Source organism: Haladaptatus sp. CMAA 1909, from assembly GCF_043952005.1.
Lineage (GTDB): Archaea > Halobacteriota > Halobacteria > Halobacteriales > Haladaptataceae > Haladaptatus.
In genome coordinates, this window is sequence record NZ_JBIOAV010000001.1 from 1,125,776 (window position 1) to 1,142,601 (window position 16,826).

At 63.1% G+C, this 16,826-nt stretch carries 15 protein-coding genes; 11 read left to right on the top strand and 4 right to left on the bottom strand.

The window, feature by feature from the left end; all coding sequences use genetic code 11:
- The first annotated feature begins 66 nt into the window (after window positions 1-66).
- The 6 genes from ACGYLY_RS06290 to ACGYLY_RS06315 all read left to right on the top strand — a co-directional run bounded on the left by ACGYLY_RS06290 (window position 67) and on the right by ACGYLY_RS06315 (window position 6,014).
- Window positions 67-543 (top strand): YbaK/EbsC family protein, encoded by a 477-nt coding sequence (locus ACGYLY_RS06290; RefSeq protein ID WP_395282463.1) that lies wholly within the window; start codon window positions 67-69, stop codon window positions 541-543.
- Between the two features lie 76 nt (window positions 544-619).
- On the top strand, window positions 620-1,048 hold the full coding sequence (locus ACGYLY_RS06295) for a DUF4149 domain-containing protein (RefSeq protein WP_395282462.1): 429 nt from the start codon (window positions 620-622) through the stop codon (window positions 1,046-1,048).
- Entirely contained in the window at window positions 1,045-1,485 is a 441-nt protein-coding gene (locus tag ACGYLY_RS06300) for a DUF123 domain-containing protein (RefSeq protein ID WP_395282461.1), read from the top strand. The genes ACGYLY_RS06295 and ACGYLY_RS06300 overlap by 4 nt, the downstream gene beginning before the upstream one ends.
- Before the next feature lie 33 nt (window positions 1,486-1,518).
- The gene (locus ACGYLY_RS06305; protein WP_395282460.1) at window positions 1,519-3,621 is read left to right on the top strand and encodes an acetate--CoA ligase family protein; all 2,103 of its coding nucleotides are present in this window, start codon (window positions 1,519-1,521) and stop codon (window positions 3,619-3,621) included.
- Complete coding sequence (locus ACGYLY_RS06310; protein ID WP_395282459.1) at window positions 3,618-4,724, top strand: phosphotransacetylase family protein; 1,107 nt, start codon at window positions 3,618-3,620, stop codon at window positions 4,722-4,724. Before ACGYLY_RS06305 ends, ACGYLY_RS06310 begins: the two co-directional genes overlap by 4 nt.
- A 15-nt stretch (window positions 4,725-4,739) precedes the next feature.
- Complete coding sequence (locus ACGYLY_RS06315; RefSeq protein ID WP_395282458.1) at window positions 4,740-6,014, top strand: FAD-dependent oxidoreductase; 1,275 nt, start codon at window positions 4,740-4,742, stop codon at window positions 6,012-6,014.
- A 346-nt stretch (window positions 6,015-6,360) separates the two neighbouring features.
- On the opposite strand, the gene ACGYLY_RS06320 is transcribed toward ACGYLY_RS06315, so the two are convergent.
- Both ACGYLY_RS06320 and ACGYLY_RS06325 read right to left on the bottom strand, forming a co-directional pair.
- Entirely contained in the window at window positions 6,361-6,666 is a 306-nt protein-coding gene (locus ACGYLY_RS06320) for a hypothetical protein (protein ID WP_395282457.1), read from the bottom strand.
- A gap of 229 nt (window positions 6,667-6,895) precedes the next feature.
- Entirely contained in the window at window positions 6,896-7,930 is a 1,035-nt protein-coding gene (locus ACGYLY_RS06325) for an NAD(P)-dependent alcohol dehydrogenase (RefSeq protein WP_395282456.1), read from the bottom strand.
- A gap of 87 nt (window positions 7,931-8,017) precedes the next feature.
- Between ACGYLY_RS06325 and thiC the strand changes: the two genes are divergently transcribed.
- Window positions 8,018-9,457: a phosphomethylpyrimidine synthase ThiC gene (gene thiC, locus ACGYLY_RS06330; RefSeq protein WP_395282455.1), complete on the top strand. Its 1,440-nt coding sequence runs from the start codon at window positions 8,018-8,020 to the stop codon at window positions 9,455-9,457.
- Between the two features lie 23 nt (window positions 9,458-9,480).
- Here thiC and ACGYLY_RS06335 read toward each other — a convergent pair whose 3' ends face one another.
- Window positions 9,481-10,431: a phytoene/squalene synthase family protein gene (locus tag ACGYLY_RS06335; RefSeq protein ID WP_395282454.1), complete on the bottom strand. Its 951-nt coding sequence runs from the start codon at window positions 10,429-10,431 to the stop codon at window positions 9,481-9,483.
- Window positions 10,432-10,602: 171 nt separating this feature from the next.
- Between ACGYLY_RS06335 and ACGYLY_RS06340 the strand changes: the two genes are divergently transcribed.
- Together ACGYLY_RS06340 and ACGYLY_RS06345 are read left to right on the top strand one after the other, a co-directional pair.
- Window positions 10,603-11,313 (top strand): rhodanese-like domain-containing protein, encoded by a 711-nt coding sequence (locus ACGYLY_RS06340; RefSeq protein ID WP_395282453.1) that lies wholly within the window; start codon window positions 10,603-10,605, stop codon window positions 11,311-11,313.
- A gap of 78 nt (window positions 11,314-11,391) precedes the next feature.
- Window positions 11,392-11,601 carry a hypothetical protein gene (locus ACGYLY_RS06345; protein ID WP_395282452.1) on the top strand — a complete coding sequence of 70 codons (210 nt, stop codon included), beginning with the start codon at window positions 11,392-11,394 and terminating at the stop codon, window positions 11,599-11,601.
- Window positions 11,602-11,608: 7 nt separating this feature from the next.
- On the opposite strand, the gene ACGYLY_RS06350 is transcribed toward ACGYLY_RS06345, so the two are convergent.
- Window positions 11,609-12,697 (bottom strand): CNNM domain-containing protein, encoded by a 1,089-nt coding sequence (locus ACGYLY_RS06350; RefSeq protein ID WP_395282451.1) that lies wholly within the window; start codon window positions 12,695-12,697, stop codon window positions 11,609-11,611.
- Between the two features lie 343 nt (window positions 12,698-13,040).
- Between ACGYLY_RS06350 and ACGYLY_RS06355 the strand changes: the two genes are divergently transcribed.
- Together ACGYLY_RS06355 and ACGYLY_RS06360 are read left to right on the top strand one after the other, a co-directional pair.
- On the top strand, window positions 13,041-16,082 hold the full coding sequence (locus tag ACGYLY_RS06355) for an MMPL family transporter (RefSeq protein WP_395282450.1): 3,042 nt from the start codon (window positions 13,041-13,043) through the stop codon (window positions 16,080-16,082).
- A gap of 1 nt (window position 16,083) precedes the next feature.
- Window positions 16,084-16,821 carry a TrmB family transcriptional regulator gene (locus ACGYLY_RS06360; protein WP_395282449.1) on the top strand — a complete coding sequence of 246 codons (738 nt, stop codon included), beginning with the start codon at window positions 16,084-16,086 and terminating at the stop codon, window positions 16,819-16,821.
- Window positions 16,822-16,826: the final 5 nt, after the last annotated feature.

The following is a 16,826-nucleotide window of genomic DNA, read 5'->3' on the forward strand; positions in this document are numbered from 1 at the left end:
CTTCGGTTCGGTTTCAGCATTGTCGCCACCACCACCGATTTATCCCGTCGAGGAGACGTGACCACCATGCACGAGCGAGCGAAGGAGTTCGAAACCCACGCCGCGGACAGATACGACTTCGACGTGGACGTTCACGAGTTCCCAGAGGGGACGAAAACCGCCGCCGCCGCCGCGAACGCCATCGGTTGTGAGGTAGCACAGATCGCCAGCAGCCTCGTCTTCCGCGCGGACGAGGACCTCGTGGTCGTCGTGACCAGCGGGGCGAACCGCGTGAGCGAGGCGGAACTGGCCGAACTGCGCGATACGTCCCCGTCCGCGGTCGGCATGGCCGACGCCGACGAGATTCGGGAGACGCTCGGGTGGTCCATCGGCGGCGTCCCGCCGTTCTGCCACGAGAGCGACCTCCCCGTCTATCTGGACGAGACCCTTACCGAGTTCGAAACCGTCTGGGCCGCCGCCGGGACGCCGAAAGCCGTCTTCCCGATTTCTCCCGACGAACTCGCGCGGTACGCGGACGCGACGCCCGCCCACGTGAGCGAGTGAGTAGGAGCGGATGTCAGTGGAAGAGCCGAAACCTGTGTTGGAAAGAATGATTATCCGATGAATCTTCTTTTCCGTCATGACCCTCCTCGGAACGGCGCTGTTGTTGGTGCTGGACGTTACCCTCGGCATGTGGCTCGGCGGAATGGTGTTCTTCTCGTTTGTCGGCGCGCCGACCACGTTCGACGTGTTGGGTGACGCCGCGGGGCAGGTGGTCAACGCCATCTTCCCGAAGTATTACGAGTTCGGAAGCATCCTCGGATTCACCGCGTTTGGTGCCGCCATCGTCGCGTGGAATCGAGACGTCCTCGATCCGACGGCCACGCTGTTCATCCAACCGCTCATCCTGATAGCGCTGGCGGCGACCATCTACGCGCAGGCACGACTCCTTCCGAAGATGGAGGCGGCGGGCGACGACGGCTTCGCACGGTACCACAAACAGTCGGTCGTGCTGAACGGCGTCGCGATGCTCGCGGTTGCGGGTGCGCTGGTGCTTTCACACATATGAAGGGAACCTACACGCTCCTCGTCTCGCTTGCCGCTCCAGCCGAAATCGAGTTCGGCGCGAAGGGGACTCGAACGCTCGATTCGGGCTGGTACGCCTACACGGGAAGCGCGTTCGGGCGGGGCGGCTTCTCGCGTATCGAACGCCACGCGCGAGTCGCATCGGGCGAAAACGACGCTCGTCACTGGCACGTCGATTACCTGCTCGGTCATCCCGACACGGAACTCACGGACGACATGCGAACCGAGAACGAGGACGTGGAATGTGCCGTCGCGGACCGACTCGACGGGGAAATCGAGTCGATTCCCGGAATCGGCGCGTCGGACTGTGACTGCGGCACGCATCTCCACTTCGTGGCGGGGCGACAAACCATCGAAACGGCGGTTCGGCGGGCGCACGAATCGTCGGCCGATTCTCCCTCACCGGAAACGGGACACTAGTTTTAATCCCGCGCTCGCCCAATCTCCGAAACGATGGGTGACACCGTACTTACTGACCTTTTCGCGCCGTCTCGTGTCGCCGTCGTGGGAGCCACGGAGAACGAGGGCTCCATCGGTCGCGCCATCGTGACCAACCTCCGCGACGAGTTCAACGGCGAGACGGTGCCCGTGAACCCGAACTACGACGAGGTGTTCGGATTGCACTGCTACCCCGACCTCGCGTCCGCGCCGGACATCGACCTCGCCGTGGTCGTCGTTCCGCCCCACATCGCCGTGGACGTGGTTCGCGGGGCGGGCGAAGCGGGCGTCCGGAACGTCGTCGTCATCACCGCCGGGTTCGGCGAGACGGGGAGCGAAGGTGCGGAGCGCGAACGAGAACTGCAGGACATCGCGGCCGAGTACGACCTGAACCTCGTCGGTCCCAACAGCCTCGGGGTGATGAGTACCCCGGTCGGCATGAACGCGACGTTCGGCCCGGAGAGCGCCCTGCCGGGGTCGATGTCGTTCATGAGCCAATCGGGGGCGTTCATCACGGCCGTCCTCGACTGGGCCAACGACGAAGGACTCGGGTTCAAGGACGTGGTGTCGCTCGGAAACAAGGCCGTACTGGACGAGACGGATTTCGTCCGCGCGTGGGGCAAAGACCCCGACACGGACGTCATCCTCGGCTACCTCGAAGGCGTCGAGGACGGCGCGACGTTTATCGACACGGCCCGCGAAGTGACCGACGATACGCCTATCGTGATGGTGAAATCGGGTCGCACCGACGCCGGGGCGCAGGCCGTCTCCTCGCACACCGGAACCCTCGCGGGGAGCGACCGGGCGTACGAGGCCGGACTCGAACAAGCGGGCGTGCTGCGCGTCGATTCCGTCCAAGAACTGTTCGACTTCGCCCAGATTCTTGCGGGACAACCGCTTCCGGAGCGGGACGACGTGGCAATCGTCACGAACGCGGGCGGTCCGGGCGTGATGACGACCGACGCGGTGGGCGATTCGACGCTCTCGTTGGCCTCCTTCTCCGAGGGGACGCTCTCGGAACTGGCCGAGGCCCTGCCCGAGGAGGCGAACATCTACAACCCGATAGACACCATCGGGGACGCCGACATCGCCCGGTTCCGCGACGCCATTGACATCGCGCTCGGGGACGAGAACGTCGGGACCGCCGTCGTGTTGGCCGCGCCGACGGCCGTCATCGACTACGACGACCTCGCCCAGGTGGTCGTGGAACTACAGGCGAAACACGGGAAACCGGTCGCCGCGGCGATGATGGGCGGCGAACGGACCGCGGCGGCGGCGGACCGCCTCCGCGAGGGGGGGATTCCGAACTACTTCGACCCGGCCCGCGCGGTGCGGAGTCTGGACGCGCTCACGACGTACCGTGACATCAGCCAGCGCGAGTACGAGGAACCGACCGAGTTCGACGTCGACAGGGAGCGAGCATCGGAAATCCTCTCCCGTGCGAAGGAGCGCGGGGACAACCGCCTCGGTGTGGAAGCGATGGACCTGCTGTCGGCGTACGGGATTCCGACGCCGGAAAGCGCCATCGCCGAGACGCCCGAGGACGCCGTCGCCGCCGCACAGGACATCGACGGGAACGTCGTCATGAAAATCGTCAGTCCCGACATCCTGCACAAGTCCGACATCGGCGGCGTCAAAGTCGGCGTCGAAAACGAGGACGTGTACGACGCGTACGAGGACCTCGTGACGCGGGCGCGGAACTACCAACCGGACGCAACGATTCTCGGCGTGCAGGTACAGGAGATGGTGGACCTCGATTCGGGAACGGAAACCATCATCGGGATGAACCGCGACCCGCAGTTCGGTCCACTCCTGCTGTTCGGACTGGGCGGCATCTTCGTCGAAATCATCGAGGACACCACCTTCCGCGTCGCGCCGATAAGCGAGCGCGAGGCGAGCGAGATGGTGAACGACATCGAGGCGGCACCCCTGCTCCGCGGGGCGAGGGGCCGCGAACCCGCCGACATCGACGGCGTCATCGAGAGCCTACAACGCCTCTCGCAACTCGTGACCGACTTCCCCGCGATTCTCGAATTGGACGTGAACCCACTCGTCGCCACCCCGGACGGCGCGCGAGCGATAGACATCCGACTGACCGTGGACACGGACGAACTATGAACACGATACTCGTCACCGCAACCGAAGAAAGTACAGGCAAAACCGCCGTCGCCCTCGCGCTGGCGCGACTCGCACAGGAGCGCGGGCTGTCGGTGGGTTACATGAAACCGAAGGGAACCCGACTCCAGAGCAACGTCGGCAAGACGCTGGACGAGGACCCGATGTTAGCTCGCGAACTGCTCGGTCTGGACGCCGAAATGCACGAGATGGAACCCGTCGTGTACTCGCCGACGTTCATCGAGCAGGCGATTCGAGGCCGCGAAGACCCGGAGGAACTCCGCGAGCAGATCCGGGCGAGTTTCGACTCGATGTCGGCGGACCACGATCTGATGATAATCGAGGGCGGCGGCGATCTCACGACCGGCGGTATCGTCGGACTGACGGACCCGGAAGTCGCCGAACTGCTGGACGCGGAGGTCCTTCTCCTCTCGGGCTACGAGACGGCTGGCGACGTCGACGGCCTCCTCGCCGCCGTGGACGACATCGGCGACCGACTGTCCGGCGTGCTGTTCAACGCCGTCTCGAACACGAACTTCGATCCGCTCGACACGGACGTGGTACCGTTCCTCGAAGGCGAAGGCATCCCCGTTCTCGGCGTCATCCCGCGACAACAGGATCTCGCGGGCATCAGCGTCGGCGACCTCGCGGCGGAACTCAACGCCGAACTCCTCACGAATGCGGACACGGACGAGTTCGTCGAACGCTTCCTCGTCGGCGCGATGAGCGGCGACAAGGCGCTTCGCTACCTCCGCCGGACGCGGGACGCCGCCCTCGTCACGGGCGGCGACCGGCCCGACCTCCAGACCGTCGCGCTGGAAGCGCCCGGCGTGAAGTGTCTGATTCTGACCGGCGGGTTCCGCCCGCCGGGTGCCGTCATCGGCAAGGCCGAGGGGAAGGGGGTCCCCGTCCTCCTCGTGCAGGCGGACACGCTGACGACCATCGAACGCGCCGAGGACGTGGTGCGAAGCGGTCGCACCCGCGACGAGGCGACGGTCGAGCGGATGGGCGAACTCCTCCACGACCACGCGGACGTGGACGCGCTCCTCGGCGACGGGGAGACGGACTCCGATACCGATTCCGACACCGACACGGACGAGGAGTAACGGGAGGAATCCAGCATGCCCGACAGCCGGGGGTCTCCGACGACCCGCGAAACGGCCGTCGCGGTCGTCGGTGCCGGGCCGGGCGGGTGCGTGTTGAGCTACCTCCTCGCCAGAAGCGGCGTCGATACCGTCCTGTTGGAACGACACGCGGACCTGGACCGCGAGTTTCGCGGCTACTTCTTCCAACCCCTCGCGGTCAGGTTGTTCGCGGAGATGGGGGTGCTGGACGACGTTTTGGCCCTCGACCACGACGAAGTGCAGCGGCCCGAAGTGACGGCCTTCGGCCGTTCCTACGAGGTGGTGGACTTCTCGGAACTGCCGAAACCGTACGACTACGGACTGCTGATGGAGCAACCGGCGTTGCTCCGCCTGCTCATCGACCGTGCCGACGAGTTCGAGAACTTCGAATTTCGCCCGTCGACGGCCGTTTCGGACCTCGTTCGCGAGGGTGACCGCGTCGTCGGCGTGCGGGCGACGGACCGGGAGCGCGACGAGGACCTCGAACTTCGAAGCCGTCTCGTCGTCGGCGCAGACGGTCGCTTCTCGACGGTTCGGAAGGCGGCGAGTCTCGACGCCGGTCTGTTCGACTCCGGGGTCGAACTCCTCTGGTTCAAACTTCCATCCGACGCCGTCCACTCGCCCGCACAGGGTCGTATCGAGGGCGACGGAATCCTCCTCTACTTCGGCCTCGGAAGGGAGGAGGCACAGGCTGGGTGGTTCATCGAGAAGGGGACGTATCCCGAGGTCAGAGAACGCGGAATCGAACGTTTTCGCCGGGAAATCGCCGCGGTGGACCCGGGAATCGCCCGCCGTCTGAAGAGCTTCGACCAGTGTTCGCTGCTCCACATCGAACCCGGTCTGACCGAGCGGTGGGTGGACGACGGCCTCCTCCTGCTCGGCGACGCGGCGCACGTCGCCTCGCCGGTCGGCGGACAGGGAAACGGACTCGCGATTCAGGACGCCGTGGTCGCCCATTCGACGGTCGTGAGCGCCCTCGATGCGACGACCGAATCGCTCCCGGCGGATCGTCTCAACCGGTTCGAATCGATTCGCAGGCCCGCTATCGAGGAAGTCCTTCGCCTCCAACGACGCGGCGAGCGTGCCATCACGTGGTACGTACGGAACGGCGAATCGGTCCCCGATCGGGTGATCCCCCCGGCGGGGAAGGGGCTGTTTACGGTCGCGCCGAAGTTACCGTTCGTCAGACGAACGTGGCGGACGTTCGCCCTCGGTCCGAACCCGATTTCGGTGGATACGGCGGCGTTCACGCCGGAGTCTTCGTCCCGATAACACTATCGAGGGAGTCAGGAATCCCGACCCGCGTTATCGAGCGGTTTTCTCGTACTCTCACACGTCGGTTCCACGCACACCCGCGAGTAGACCGGGCAGTTACGACGACGTCACGGACTGGATGCAAATCGACGTGCCGGGCGTCCGGCAGGCGCAGGACGTTGACCACCGCATCTATCAGAGAACTACTGCCAAGTGCGACGGGCACACCCCCAACTCGACGACAAACCGAAGTCCCACGACGCGTCGCGCTTCTGGAAACGGCCCGTTTCGGGCGTCGAAAATCGAGAAATGGTTCGTTCCGTTTTCGTGGAGGTGGGTCAGTTCCCCCGCGTCGTTTCGTCGGTCAGTCCGCGTACTGCGTGGGGACGTACTTCGAGAACGTCGTTTCCCGTTCGTCGTCCGAGTCGGGTCCGAGCGGGTTCGGGGACCGAAGCGCCGCGATGAGGCTCCACATGATTCCCGTGAGCAGGGAACCGGTGGCGGAGAGGCTCATCCCGAGCGTGAGGAAAGCGGTTCCGTAGACGATACCGATAACGGCCGATGGGAGGGACGTTCCGAGCGGGACGTTCGCCATCGAATCGCGGAGGGTCGGCACGAGAACGACGAGGGAGAAGACGCTCCCACAGAGGAATACGATGTCTTGCCACATTATCGTTCGACCTCCACTGTGTTTGCTTTGTAGGTCATTTCGCTCATCGACACAGCGTAGTTGACCGCTGTTGATATAGTTTACTCATTGCCGAGTAAATATTTCGACAGAGTTTACCACGCTAATCTCTCTCTAAGGACCGTGCTATCGCTGGACTCGTCATACCTTCTCATACACGAGGGGTTGCCATCGAGAAACGAGAGCGCGGTCGGTCGCTTTCTTGGGCCGCTCACTCGGAAACCGAAATCATCCCTTTCACGGTTCCGGACTCCTTCGCCCGTTCGAAGGCCGCATCGACATCGGTCAGTGTCGTCTCGAAATCCACGATACCTTCGACGTCGACCGCACCGTCCGCCAGCAGTTGGATCGCCGCAGGGTACGTGTTCCGGTAGCGAAACGACCCGTGGACGTCGAGTTCGTTGTCGATAATGTCGCCCGTATCCAGCGGGATTTCAGCGTCCTGTGCGAGGCCGACGAGGACGACGGTTCCGCCGCGCCGAACCGCGTCGATGGTCGTTCGAATCGCGGGAACGGCACCGGACGCTTCGATGACCACGTCCACGCCCGCTCCGTCGGTGAGGTCGGAGACGGCCCCCGCGAGGTCCGTTTCGCTCACGTCGATGGTCGCATCCGCGCCCCGTTCCTCGGCTAAGGCGAGTTTTTCGGGGACGACGTCCGAGATGAACACTTCCGTCGCACCGGCGGCCTTCGCGGCCTCCATCGCCAGCAGGCCGATGGGACCGCACCCGCTGACGAGGACGGAGTCACCGACGCCGACGTCCCCGCGCCGGGCGGCGTGGATGCCGACGCTCAAGGGTTCACACAGCGCGCCCTCGCGGGTCGAAACGGAGTCGGGGAGTCGGTACGCGAAGTCGGCGGGCCAGGCGACGAACTCCGCGAACGCGCCGTCGTCCGGCGGCGTCGCCATGAACGTCACGTCGGGACAGAGGTTGTACTCGCCGCGCTTGCAGTGGGCACAGCGCCGACAGGGGACGCCGGGTTCCAGAGTCACGCGGTCGCCGACGTCGAAATCGCCTTCGGCGTTTTCGCCGACCGAGACGACTTCGCCCGCGCTCTCGTGCCCGAGGATGAGCGGCGATTCGACCACGTAGTCGCCGATGCGGCCGTGTTCGTAGTAGTGGACGTCGGACCCGCAGATGCCTACCTGGCCGATTTCGACGACTACCTCGTCCGAACCGGGGGCTGGTTTGTCACGCTCTTCGACGACGAAGGAACCGGGTTCTTCGAGGACTGCAACTCGCATACGCCACGTTCGTGCCGGACGATGGTGAACGTTGGTGTCGGTTTCGCTCGGCAAGAATTATTACCTAGTAATATAACTGAGTAATCGATGTCGGAAACACAACTCCAACGCGCTCGTTCCGGCGAACTGACCGCGGCGATGAAACGGGTGGTGGAGCGGGAGAGCAGGGACCCAGAGACGATTCGGCGCGCGGTCGCCGAGGGACAGGCGGTCATCCCGAACAACCACGAACACGACGTGCTCGACCCGATGATAATCGGACGAGAGTTCGCCACGAAGGTCAACGCGAACATCGGCAACAGCGAGACGACGAGCAACCCCGAGGAAGAACTCCGAAAGCTCCACGCGGCGGTTCACTACGGCGCGGATACCGTGATGGACTTGAGCACCGGTGCGAACCTCGATTCGATTCGTGAGACGAACGTCGAACACTCTCCGGTTCCGGTCGGAACCGTTCCGATTTACGAGGCGGTCACGCGCGTCGACGACGTCGCCGACCTCACGCCCGAGTTACTGCTCGACGTCATCGAGAAACAGGCCCGGCAGGGCGTCGATTACATGACCGTCCACGCGGGCGTGTTGCTGGAACACGTCCCGCTCACCAACGGTCGGAAGACCGGCATCGTCTCGCGCGGCGGGTCGATTCTCGCCAAGTGGATGGAGGAGAACGAGGCCCAAAACCCGCTGTACACGCACTTCGAGCGAATTTGTGCGATTTTCGCCGAGTACGACGTGACGTTCAGCCTCGGCGACGGCCTTCGGCCCGGTTGCCTCGCCGACGCGTGCGACGACGCGCAGTTCGCCGAACTGGAGACGTTGGGCGAATTGACCCGAACGGCACGGGATCACGGCGTACAGGTGATGGTCGAAGGGCCGGGCCACGTCCCGATGGACGACATCGAAACGAACGTCGAACGCCAGCAGGAGGTCTGTGACGGCGCTCCGTTCTACGTCCTCGGCCCGTTGGTGACCGACATCGCGCCCGGGTACGACCACATCACGAGCGCCATCGGTGCCACCGAGGCCGCCCGGGCCGGAGCGGCCATGCTGTGTTACGTGACGCCGAAAGAGCACCTCGGACTCCCCGAGGAGGAGGACGTTCGAGACGGCCTCGCGGCGTACCGAATCGCGGCCCACGCGGCGGACGTCGCAACCGGCCAACCGGGTGCCCGCGACTGGGACGACGCGCTCTCGGAGGCCCGCTACGAGTTCGACTGGTCACGACAGTTCGAACTCGCCCTCGACCCGAAACGGGCACGAACGTACCACGACCAGTCTCTCCCCGGCGATAACTACAAGAAAGCGCGCTACTGCTCGATGTGCGGCGTGGAGTTCTGTTCGATGCGCATCGACCAGGACGCGCGGGACGTCGACGGCGACATGGAATCGATAGACGGAGAGACGGACCTGACGGACTCGTCCGCGGCGGCGGCGAACCTGCCGCCGACGGGGACACACGACACGCGTTCGGTTCCGGACCTACCGTCGTTCGCGGAGCACGCCAGCGAAGGCCACGGCGACGATTGAAGCGGGGCGAGGAGCGTGGAGAGCTAGCGAGTCGGAAGCGTATCCCGACGCTCCACGTCCGAGCCACGGTGTTCCGGCGTCCCGACCGGACTCACGGCCCGGAAGACGGTCTCGGGGTCGCGGGTCTTCCGCCAGTGCCACCGCGTCTTCGCGAGGAGTACGAGTTTTCGAACCGTTCCCAGCGACGGTCCTCGGGAGAGAACGTCGTAGCCCTGCGCTCGAATCTCGCGGTGGTACTCCGCGTAGAGCACCGCCGCGAGCAACACCGCGAACTGGCAGTCCTCGGGGAGGTAGCGGATTCCGGCGACGCCCTCCCGATACAGGGCTTCGGCGCGTCGGAGCTCGTCCTGCATGACTTCGGCGAATCCGTCGTCGAATTCGAGGCGTCGTATCTGTTCGTCGCTCACGCCGTACCGCGAGCGGGTCGTTCGCGGCAGGTAGATTCGATTCCTGTCCACGATGTCCTCGCGCACGTCCCGGAGGAAGTTCGTGAGTTGGAACGCCTCGCCGAGCGACGTCGCGTGGGGACGTGCCCGCTCCGGGTTGGCGGGGTTCATCACCGACGTCATCATCTGTCCGACGGCGGCGGCGGACCCTCGCATGTACGTCTCCAGTTCCTCGTAGGTCTCGTAGCGCGACGTCTCGATGTCCGACGCCATCGCGTCGATGAAGACGATGACCTCCTCGTCCTCGATACCGTGTGATTCACAGAGGTCGTGAAACGCCTCCAGAACCGGGTCTTCGGGGGGTTCTTCTCCGAGTGCCTGTTTTCGGAGCGATTCCAGCCGCTCGGCTTGCTCGTCGGGTGGGACGTCTGCGGCGTCGTCCACCACCTCGTCGCAGATTCGAAAGAAGCCGTACAACACATACGTCGGGTGGCGCACTCGCTCGGGCAACAGCCGAGTCGCGAGATGGAACGTTTTCCCGGTTTGCTGCTGTATCGCCTTCCCCGCCTCTATGTGTGTGTCCTTCATGGCGTCGAGCCCCGAGAATACCAGTTGGTACGCTGTTATTCTGAAAAAAGACGATGCCAAACCTGTTAGGCACTCTCCGAAACAACCTGTCTGCTTTCGATAATTCTTCGGATGATGAATGTCCACGGATAATAAAATTGATAGTCGGGTAGTCGCTAGGGGGGAATAACAATGAACAGACGTTCCTTTCTCGCGGCGGGTGCGGTTTCGATTGCCGGATTGAGCGGCTGTCTCGGATTGGGGGGCGGTTCCGGCGACTCGAAACACAAGTCCGAGGAAGGGTACGATACGAAGGAAGTAGACGGCACGTACGTCCCGCTTGCCCCGCTTTCGGACACGTACAAGTGGTACAAAAACGATTCCGCGAAGTTCGCGGACGCACGAGGGAGAAAGCAGTACACGACGTCGCACATCAAGGGAGCGGCACTGAGTACGGCACCCGACGGCCTGTCCAAGGATGACCCTGTCGCCTCGTGGTCCAAGGACCAGAAAATCGTCTGTTACTGTGGCTGTCCCCACCACCTCTCGTCGATGCGCGCCGCAACTCTGCTCAACAACGGGTATACGAACGTCTACGTCATCGACGAAGGATACTGGGCGTGGCACGAGAAGGGCTACCCGGTGAGCGGCGAGAACACGTCGTATACACCTCCGACGTACGAAATCAACGGAATCGACGCCGCGTCAATCGGCGGGACGGCGTGGGCGCGACACCTCGAATCGGGGCAGATGGAGGCGACGGATATCAAAGAAGACGGTTCCTATTCGCTCCATCTCACGTTCTACGACGTGACCCCGGAATCGGAGATCCGGATTCGAACGCCCGACTACGAGGTGTCGGGGACGCTCTCCCAACTGTCTTCGCGGGTCGTCAAAGGGTAACGCTCGTCGTATCAACACGGAGACACGGCGGACGCGTTTCTCAAGGCTTATATCCCTCGTCGCGAGTGACGACACTCAATGATTCGGTGCAGTCAGGACGGGTGCGGATGGGTCGCCATCGCGCCGTCCGAGCGGGTCGCGTGGAAACAGTACGAATCGCATCTCCTCGGAGCGCACGTCGAGACGGTCGAAACGGAGATTCCTGACGGGCACGTGCAGGTGCGAACCGAGAACGGCGAGTGGAAGACGATGACGCGCGAGCAGGCGCGGGAGTTCCACGAGGAGTAGGCGAACCTTAGGCACGCAGTTCCCTGTCCGTCGGGTCCTCCAAATCACCGAGGACGACTTCGAAGGCGTCCGTCACCGTCAGCAACCCGATGACGTCGCTCCCGTCCAACACCAGCGCGAGTTCCTGATTTTGGGCCTGAAACAGGTCGATAGCGTCGGCCACGGTCGTATCACCCGCGACCGTCATCGGGTCGTGTGCGATGTCGGTCAGCGAAACGTCGCCCGACATGAGGTCGTCGTACCGTCCGATGACCGTCGGCGTGTAGACGATTCCCCGAAATTCGTCGAACGACCCGTCGATGAGCGGGAACCGGACGACCGGGTTCTCCCGCATCCGTTCGATGTTCTCCTCGATGGAGTCCTCGGTCGAGAGGGCGATGATGTCCTCCCGCGGAATCATGACGTCACGAACCGGGACGCGCTCGATTTTGAGCGCGGACAGGATCTCCTCTTCGCGCTCCGCGGGGAGGTCTTCGACCTCGCCGAGAACGTCGCCCATCTCGCGATGGAGGTCCGCTCGACTGGCTATCTGCCGCTCGCCGTCCTCGCCTTCTTCGGCCTCCGTCCACGAGCGTTCGATTTCGACGCCGAACAAAGCGAGGAGGCTCTTTGCGATCTTGTCCGCGAGGATGATGACGGGGGACATGAGTTTCGTCCACCAGTAGAGGATTCCCGACCCGTACCGCGCCGCGAACTTCGTCCGTTCGATGCCGAAGTAGGTCGGTGCCTGTTCGCCGACGATGACGTGGAGGAGGTTGATGAGGGCGAGTGCAAAAATCACGGAAAGGGCTTCGGTGGACCCATTACCGAGGCCGATGGCGTTGATGACCGGGTGGAACAGCGCCACGACTGCGGGTTCGGCAACGACACCCAGTCCGACGCTGGCGATGGTGATGCCGACCTGGCACCCGGAGAGATAGATTTCGAGGCGGTCGGTCATGTCCCACGCGCGTTGTAGTCCCTTCGAATTCTCGAACTCGGATTTGTCGAACTGCCGTACCCGCGTCATGGCGAACTCCGTGACGACGAAGTAGGCGTTCATCAACAGGAGAAACACCCCACCGAGCAAGTGGAGTCCAGTGAGCAGATCTACCATTAGGTCCCTCTCCATCGGGCAGGGTGGTAACGTTGATGGCAAGTCGATGAAAATTCCATCTACCATCGGTAAGAATAAAAATATCGGGCGACACGTCCCGAAGAAATCGTCCCATCCCCGTTTCAGGATGCACCGCTTTCGGTCGGACTCTACTTTCGTCCCGCGTAAACCGCCGGAAGGAGCAGAACACGCCCTGTGTAGATCGTTTCTCCGTTTCGACGGGAGATGTGCTAGTGAACATATGTCATACTAGAAACCGAAACCTCCATCTTTTTGGTAGGGCTGTCAGTAGTATTCTAACAACAGCTATGGCAATACAGCTTCATAGCCGTGGAGGGCGTCCGTGACGCTCCTCGACCGGCTTTTCGAAAACGTAACCAAGCACAGTCGGGCAATCATCGCTGTGCTCGTCGTCCTGACGGTCCTCGTCGGGGCCGGTGCGCCGATGATAGAGCAATCCTCGTCGCTCGACCAGTTCCAAAGCGACAGCCCGGCCGCGAAGAAACTGAACTACATCAACTCGAACTTCACGACGGGCAACGAGAACACGACCACCGTTCAGGTCATCGTGAAGGGCGATAACGTCCTGTCGAAGGAGGCGATGGTCAACTCGTTAGAGTTCCAACAGCGCCTTCGGGACAACCAAACCATCAACGACACGTTGGCGGAGGACACCGCCACCAGCGGCGTCGCAAACGTCATCGCCATCTCCGCGATTCAACAGGGAAAGGTCGCGGAGCTCAAGGCGTCGGGTGCGGAACTCCAGCGGCGGAGCCAGCAACTCAACCGGACGGCCGCCGGGCTGAGCGACGCGCTCAATCGGACGCGTGCGTTGCAGGTGAAGTACGACAAGTTGAACGCCTCCTACCAGTCGGGCGAGGTGGACAACGAGTCCTACCGGACGCAGTCGGCGACGCTCGAAACCCAACTCGCACGGGTGCGGGCGTCGGCGACGGCGAACCTCTCGACGGAGCAGTCCGCGACGTTCAACAAATCCGCACAGCAGGCACGCGGCCTGCAGGCCAAACTCGACGGGCTGAACGCCTCCTACCGGTCGGGAGACATCAACCAATCGACCTATGAGCAGCGGGCAGGCGAAATCCAGTCCCAGTTCGGCAAGGTGTACAAACTCGGTACACAAGGCGTGCTGGCGGACGAGTACGAGAAACTCGGCGAGCGGAGCGAAAAACTGCAGCAAAAGCGGAACGCGCTCCAAAACGGCTCGATGCCGACCATCGCCGAGCAACTCGACCAGTTGCGCTCGATGAACCAGTCGCAGATAGACTCGTTGACGTCGGCCGTTCTCTCCGGTGACGGGGGCGGTTCGGGCGGCATGTCGAGTCAGGCACTGGCGTTCATGCCGACGTCCTACGACACCGGTTCCACCGAGGCGAACGCGACGATGTTGGTCATCTTCCAGAAACAGGAGAGCCAGTCGTCGATGGAGGGCCAAGCCTCCGACACGCTCGTCACCACCCAAAAGGGAATCAAAACCATCGCGAACGAGGAGTTCGACGAAGCCCTCGTCTTCGGGAGCGGCATTATCAGCGAGGAGATCAACCAGTCGATGGCTGACAGCCTCGCCATCGTCGGGCCGCTGGCGCTGTTGTTCGTCGTCCTGACGCTCATCGTCGCCTACCGCGACCTCCTCGACATCCTGCTCGGCGTCCTCGGTATCGTTTTCGTCCTCGTCTGGACGTTCGGCTTCATGGGCTGGGCCGGAATCACGTTCAACCAGATGTTCATCGCGGTTCCCGTCCTCCTCATCGGGTTAGCCATCGACTACGCGATTCACGTCTTCATGCGCCACCGCGAGGAACGGGAGACGAACCCCGACGAGGACGTTCGGGGGTCGATGCGCGTCGCGCTCGTCAGCGTCGGTGCGGCCCTGACGTGGGTGACCGCGACGACGGTCATCGGCTTCCTCTCGAATCTGGTCAGTCCGCTTCCGCCGATTCAGGACTTCGGTATCGTGAGTTCGGTCGGTATCATCGCGGCGCTGATAATCTTCGGCGGGTTGATTCCCGCCCTCAAACTGGAACTCGATGCGCTCCTCGAATCGCGGGGATACAACCGCAAGAAGCGCGCGTTCGGGACCGGCGGCGGTGCTATCGGTCGCCTCTTGACGGTCGGCGCAACCGCGGCGCGGAAAGCGCCGCTCGCGGTCATCGTCCTCACCCTCCTCGTCAGCGCGGCGGGCGGCTACGGGGCGACGAAAGTGGACACGAGCTTCTCGCAGGAGGACTTCCTCGCGGACAGTCCGCCACACTGGACGAAACAGCTCCCGGAACCGTTCAAGCCCGGCGAGTACTCCGCGAAGCAGAACCTCGATTACGTAAACGACAACTTCGTCAGGCAGGACTCACAGGCCCAACTACTGATACAGGGCGATATCACCCGCGATGATACGCTCGAACAGGTGCATCGGGCACGGGAGCAAGCGGCGGAAAAGGACGTCACGCTCACCCTCTCGAACGGCGAGCCACAGGTACAGGGGCCGCTAACGGTGATGAACCAAGTCGCCGCACAGAACCAAACGTTCAATCAGACGTTCACCGCGGCGGACACGGACGGTGACGGCGTTCCCGACAAGGACCTGAAGAAGGTCTACGACGGGTTGTTCGCCGCCGCCCCCGGCCAAGCCGCGGGCGTCATCCACCGCGATGACGGCGACTACGACGCACTCCGCGTCGCCATCTCGTTGAAAGGCGGCGCGTCGAGTTCGGCGGTCACGACGCAGATGCGTGACGTGGCCGACTCCTTCGAGGGTCTCACCGCGACGGCGACGGGACAGTCCATCGTCTTCGAAATCGTGCAGGACGACCTGCTCAACACGGTCATCGAGAGCCTCGTCATCACGATGGTCGCAGTGTTCGCGTTCCTGATGCTCATCTACCGCATCACGGAAGGCAGCGCGACCCTCGGAGCGGTCACCCTGCTCCCCGTCGTGTTCAGCGTGGCGTGGATTCTGGGGACGATGTACCTCCTCGGAATGCCGTTCAACATCCTGACGGGCATGATTACGAGCCTCACTGTCGGGTTGGGCGTTGCGTACAGCATCCACCTCTCCGAGCGGTACAATGTGGAACTCGAACGACAGGGCTCGGTGTGGGACGCGCTCCACGTCAGCCTCACCGGAACCGGCGGTGCGCTGCTGGGCAGTGCGGCGACGACGGTGGGTGGTTTCGGCGTCCTCGCCTTCGCCATCCTGCCCGCGCTCCAGCAGTTCGGTATCATCACCGGGCTGACCATCATCTACGCGTTCGTCGCAAGCGTGCTGGTCCTCCCGAGTTTGCTCGTCGTCTGGACGCGCTACTTCGGACCGGGTGCGCGCGGAACCATCGAAACTAAGTCCGAAACGACCGCAACCCCGAGTGAGGACTGAAATGGACGAAGCTGACGCCATCGACGCGCTGACCGACCTCGGCCTCTCCAACTACGAGGCCAAGGTGTTCGTCGCGCTCCAGAAGTTGGGTACCGGCACCGCGCGGGACATCCATGGCGTCACCGACGTGCCGCGGTCACAGGTGTACGGCGCGGCCGAAGACCTCCAGGAACGCAGCCTCGTGGAGGTCAAACAGTCGAAGCCGATTCAGTACCGTCCCGTGAGTTTGGAGGCCGCGAAATCGCACCTCCGAAAGCGGTTCGAACGCACACAGGAACAGGCGTTCGACTACCTCGAATCGGTGGAGAACGAGTTCGTCGATACCGACAACGAACGCGAAGATGTGTGGTCCATCGATGGTGAGGAGGCCATTACCAGTCGAATCGAACAGTTGGTGGTGGAAGCCGAATCGAGAATCGTCTTCGGTCTTCACGACGTATCCCTCTACACGGAACGCATCGAGGTGATGCTACAGGAGCGGGCGGAAGCGGGTGTCGACGTCCTCATCATCTCCCAAGATCCATCGATGCAGGACCACTTCGACGATTTGCAGGTCGTCATCCGCCACGACAAGCCGCAAGCCGAACCCGCGGGACGCATGCTCATCGTAGACGACGATACCATTCTCATCAGCATCCTTGGCGACCACGAAAGCGCCATCTGGAGTTCCCAGACGGGATTTGCGGCCATCCTGTCCCAAACCGTCGACTCGCGAATCAAGGACTCGATAGGCGAATAACCCGA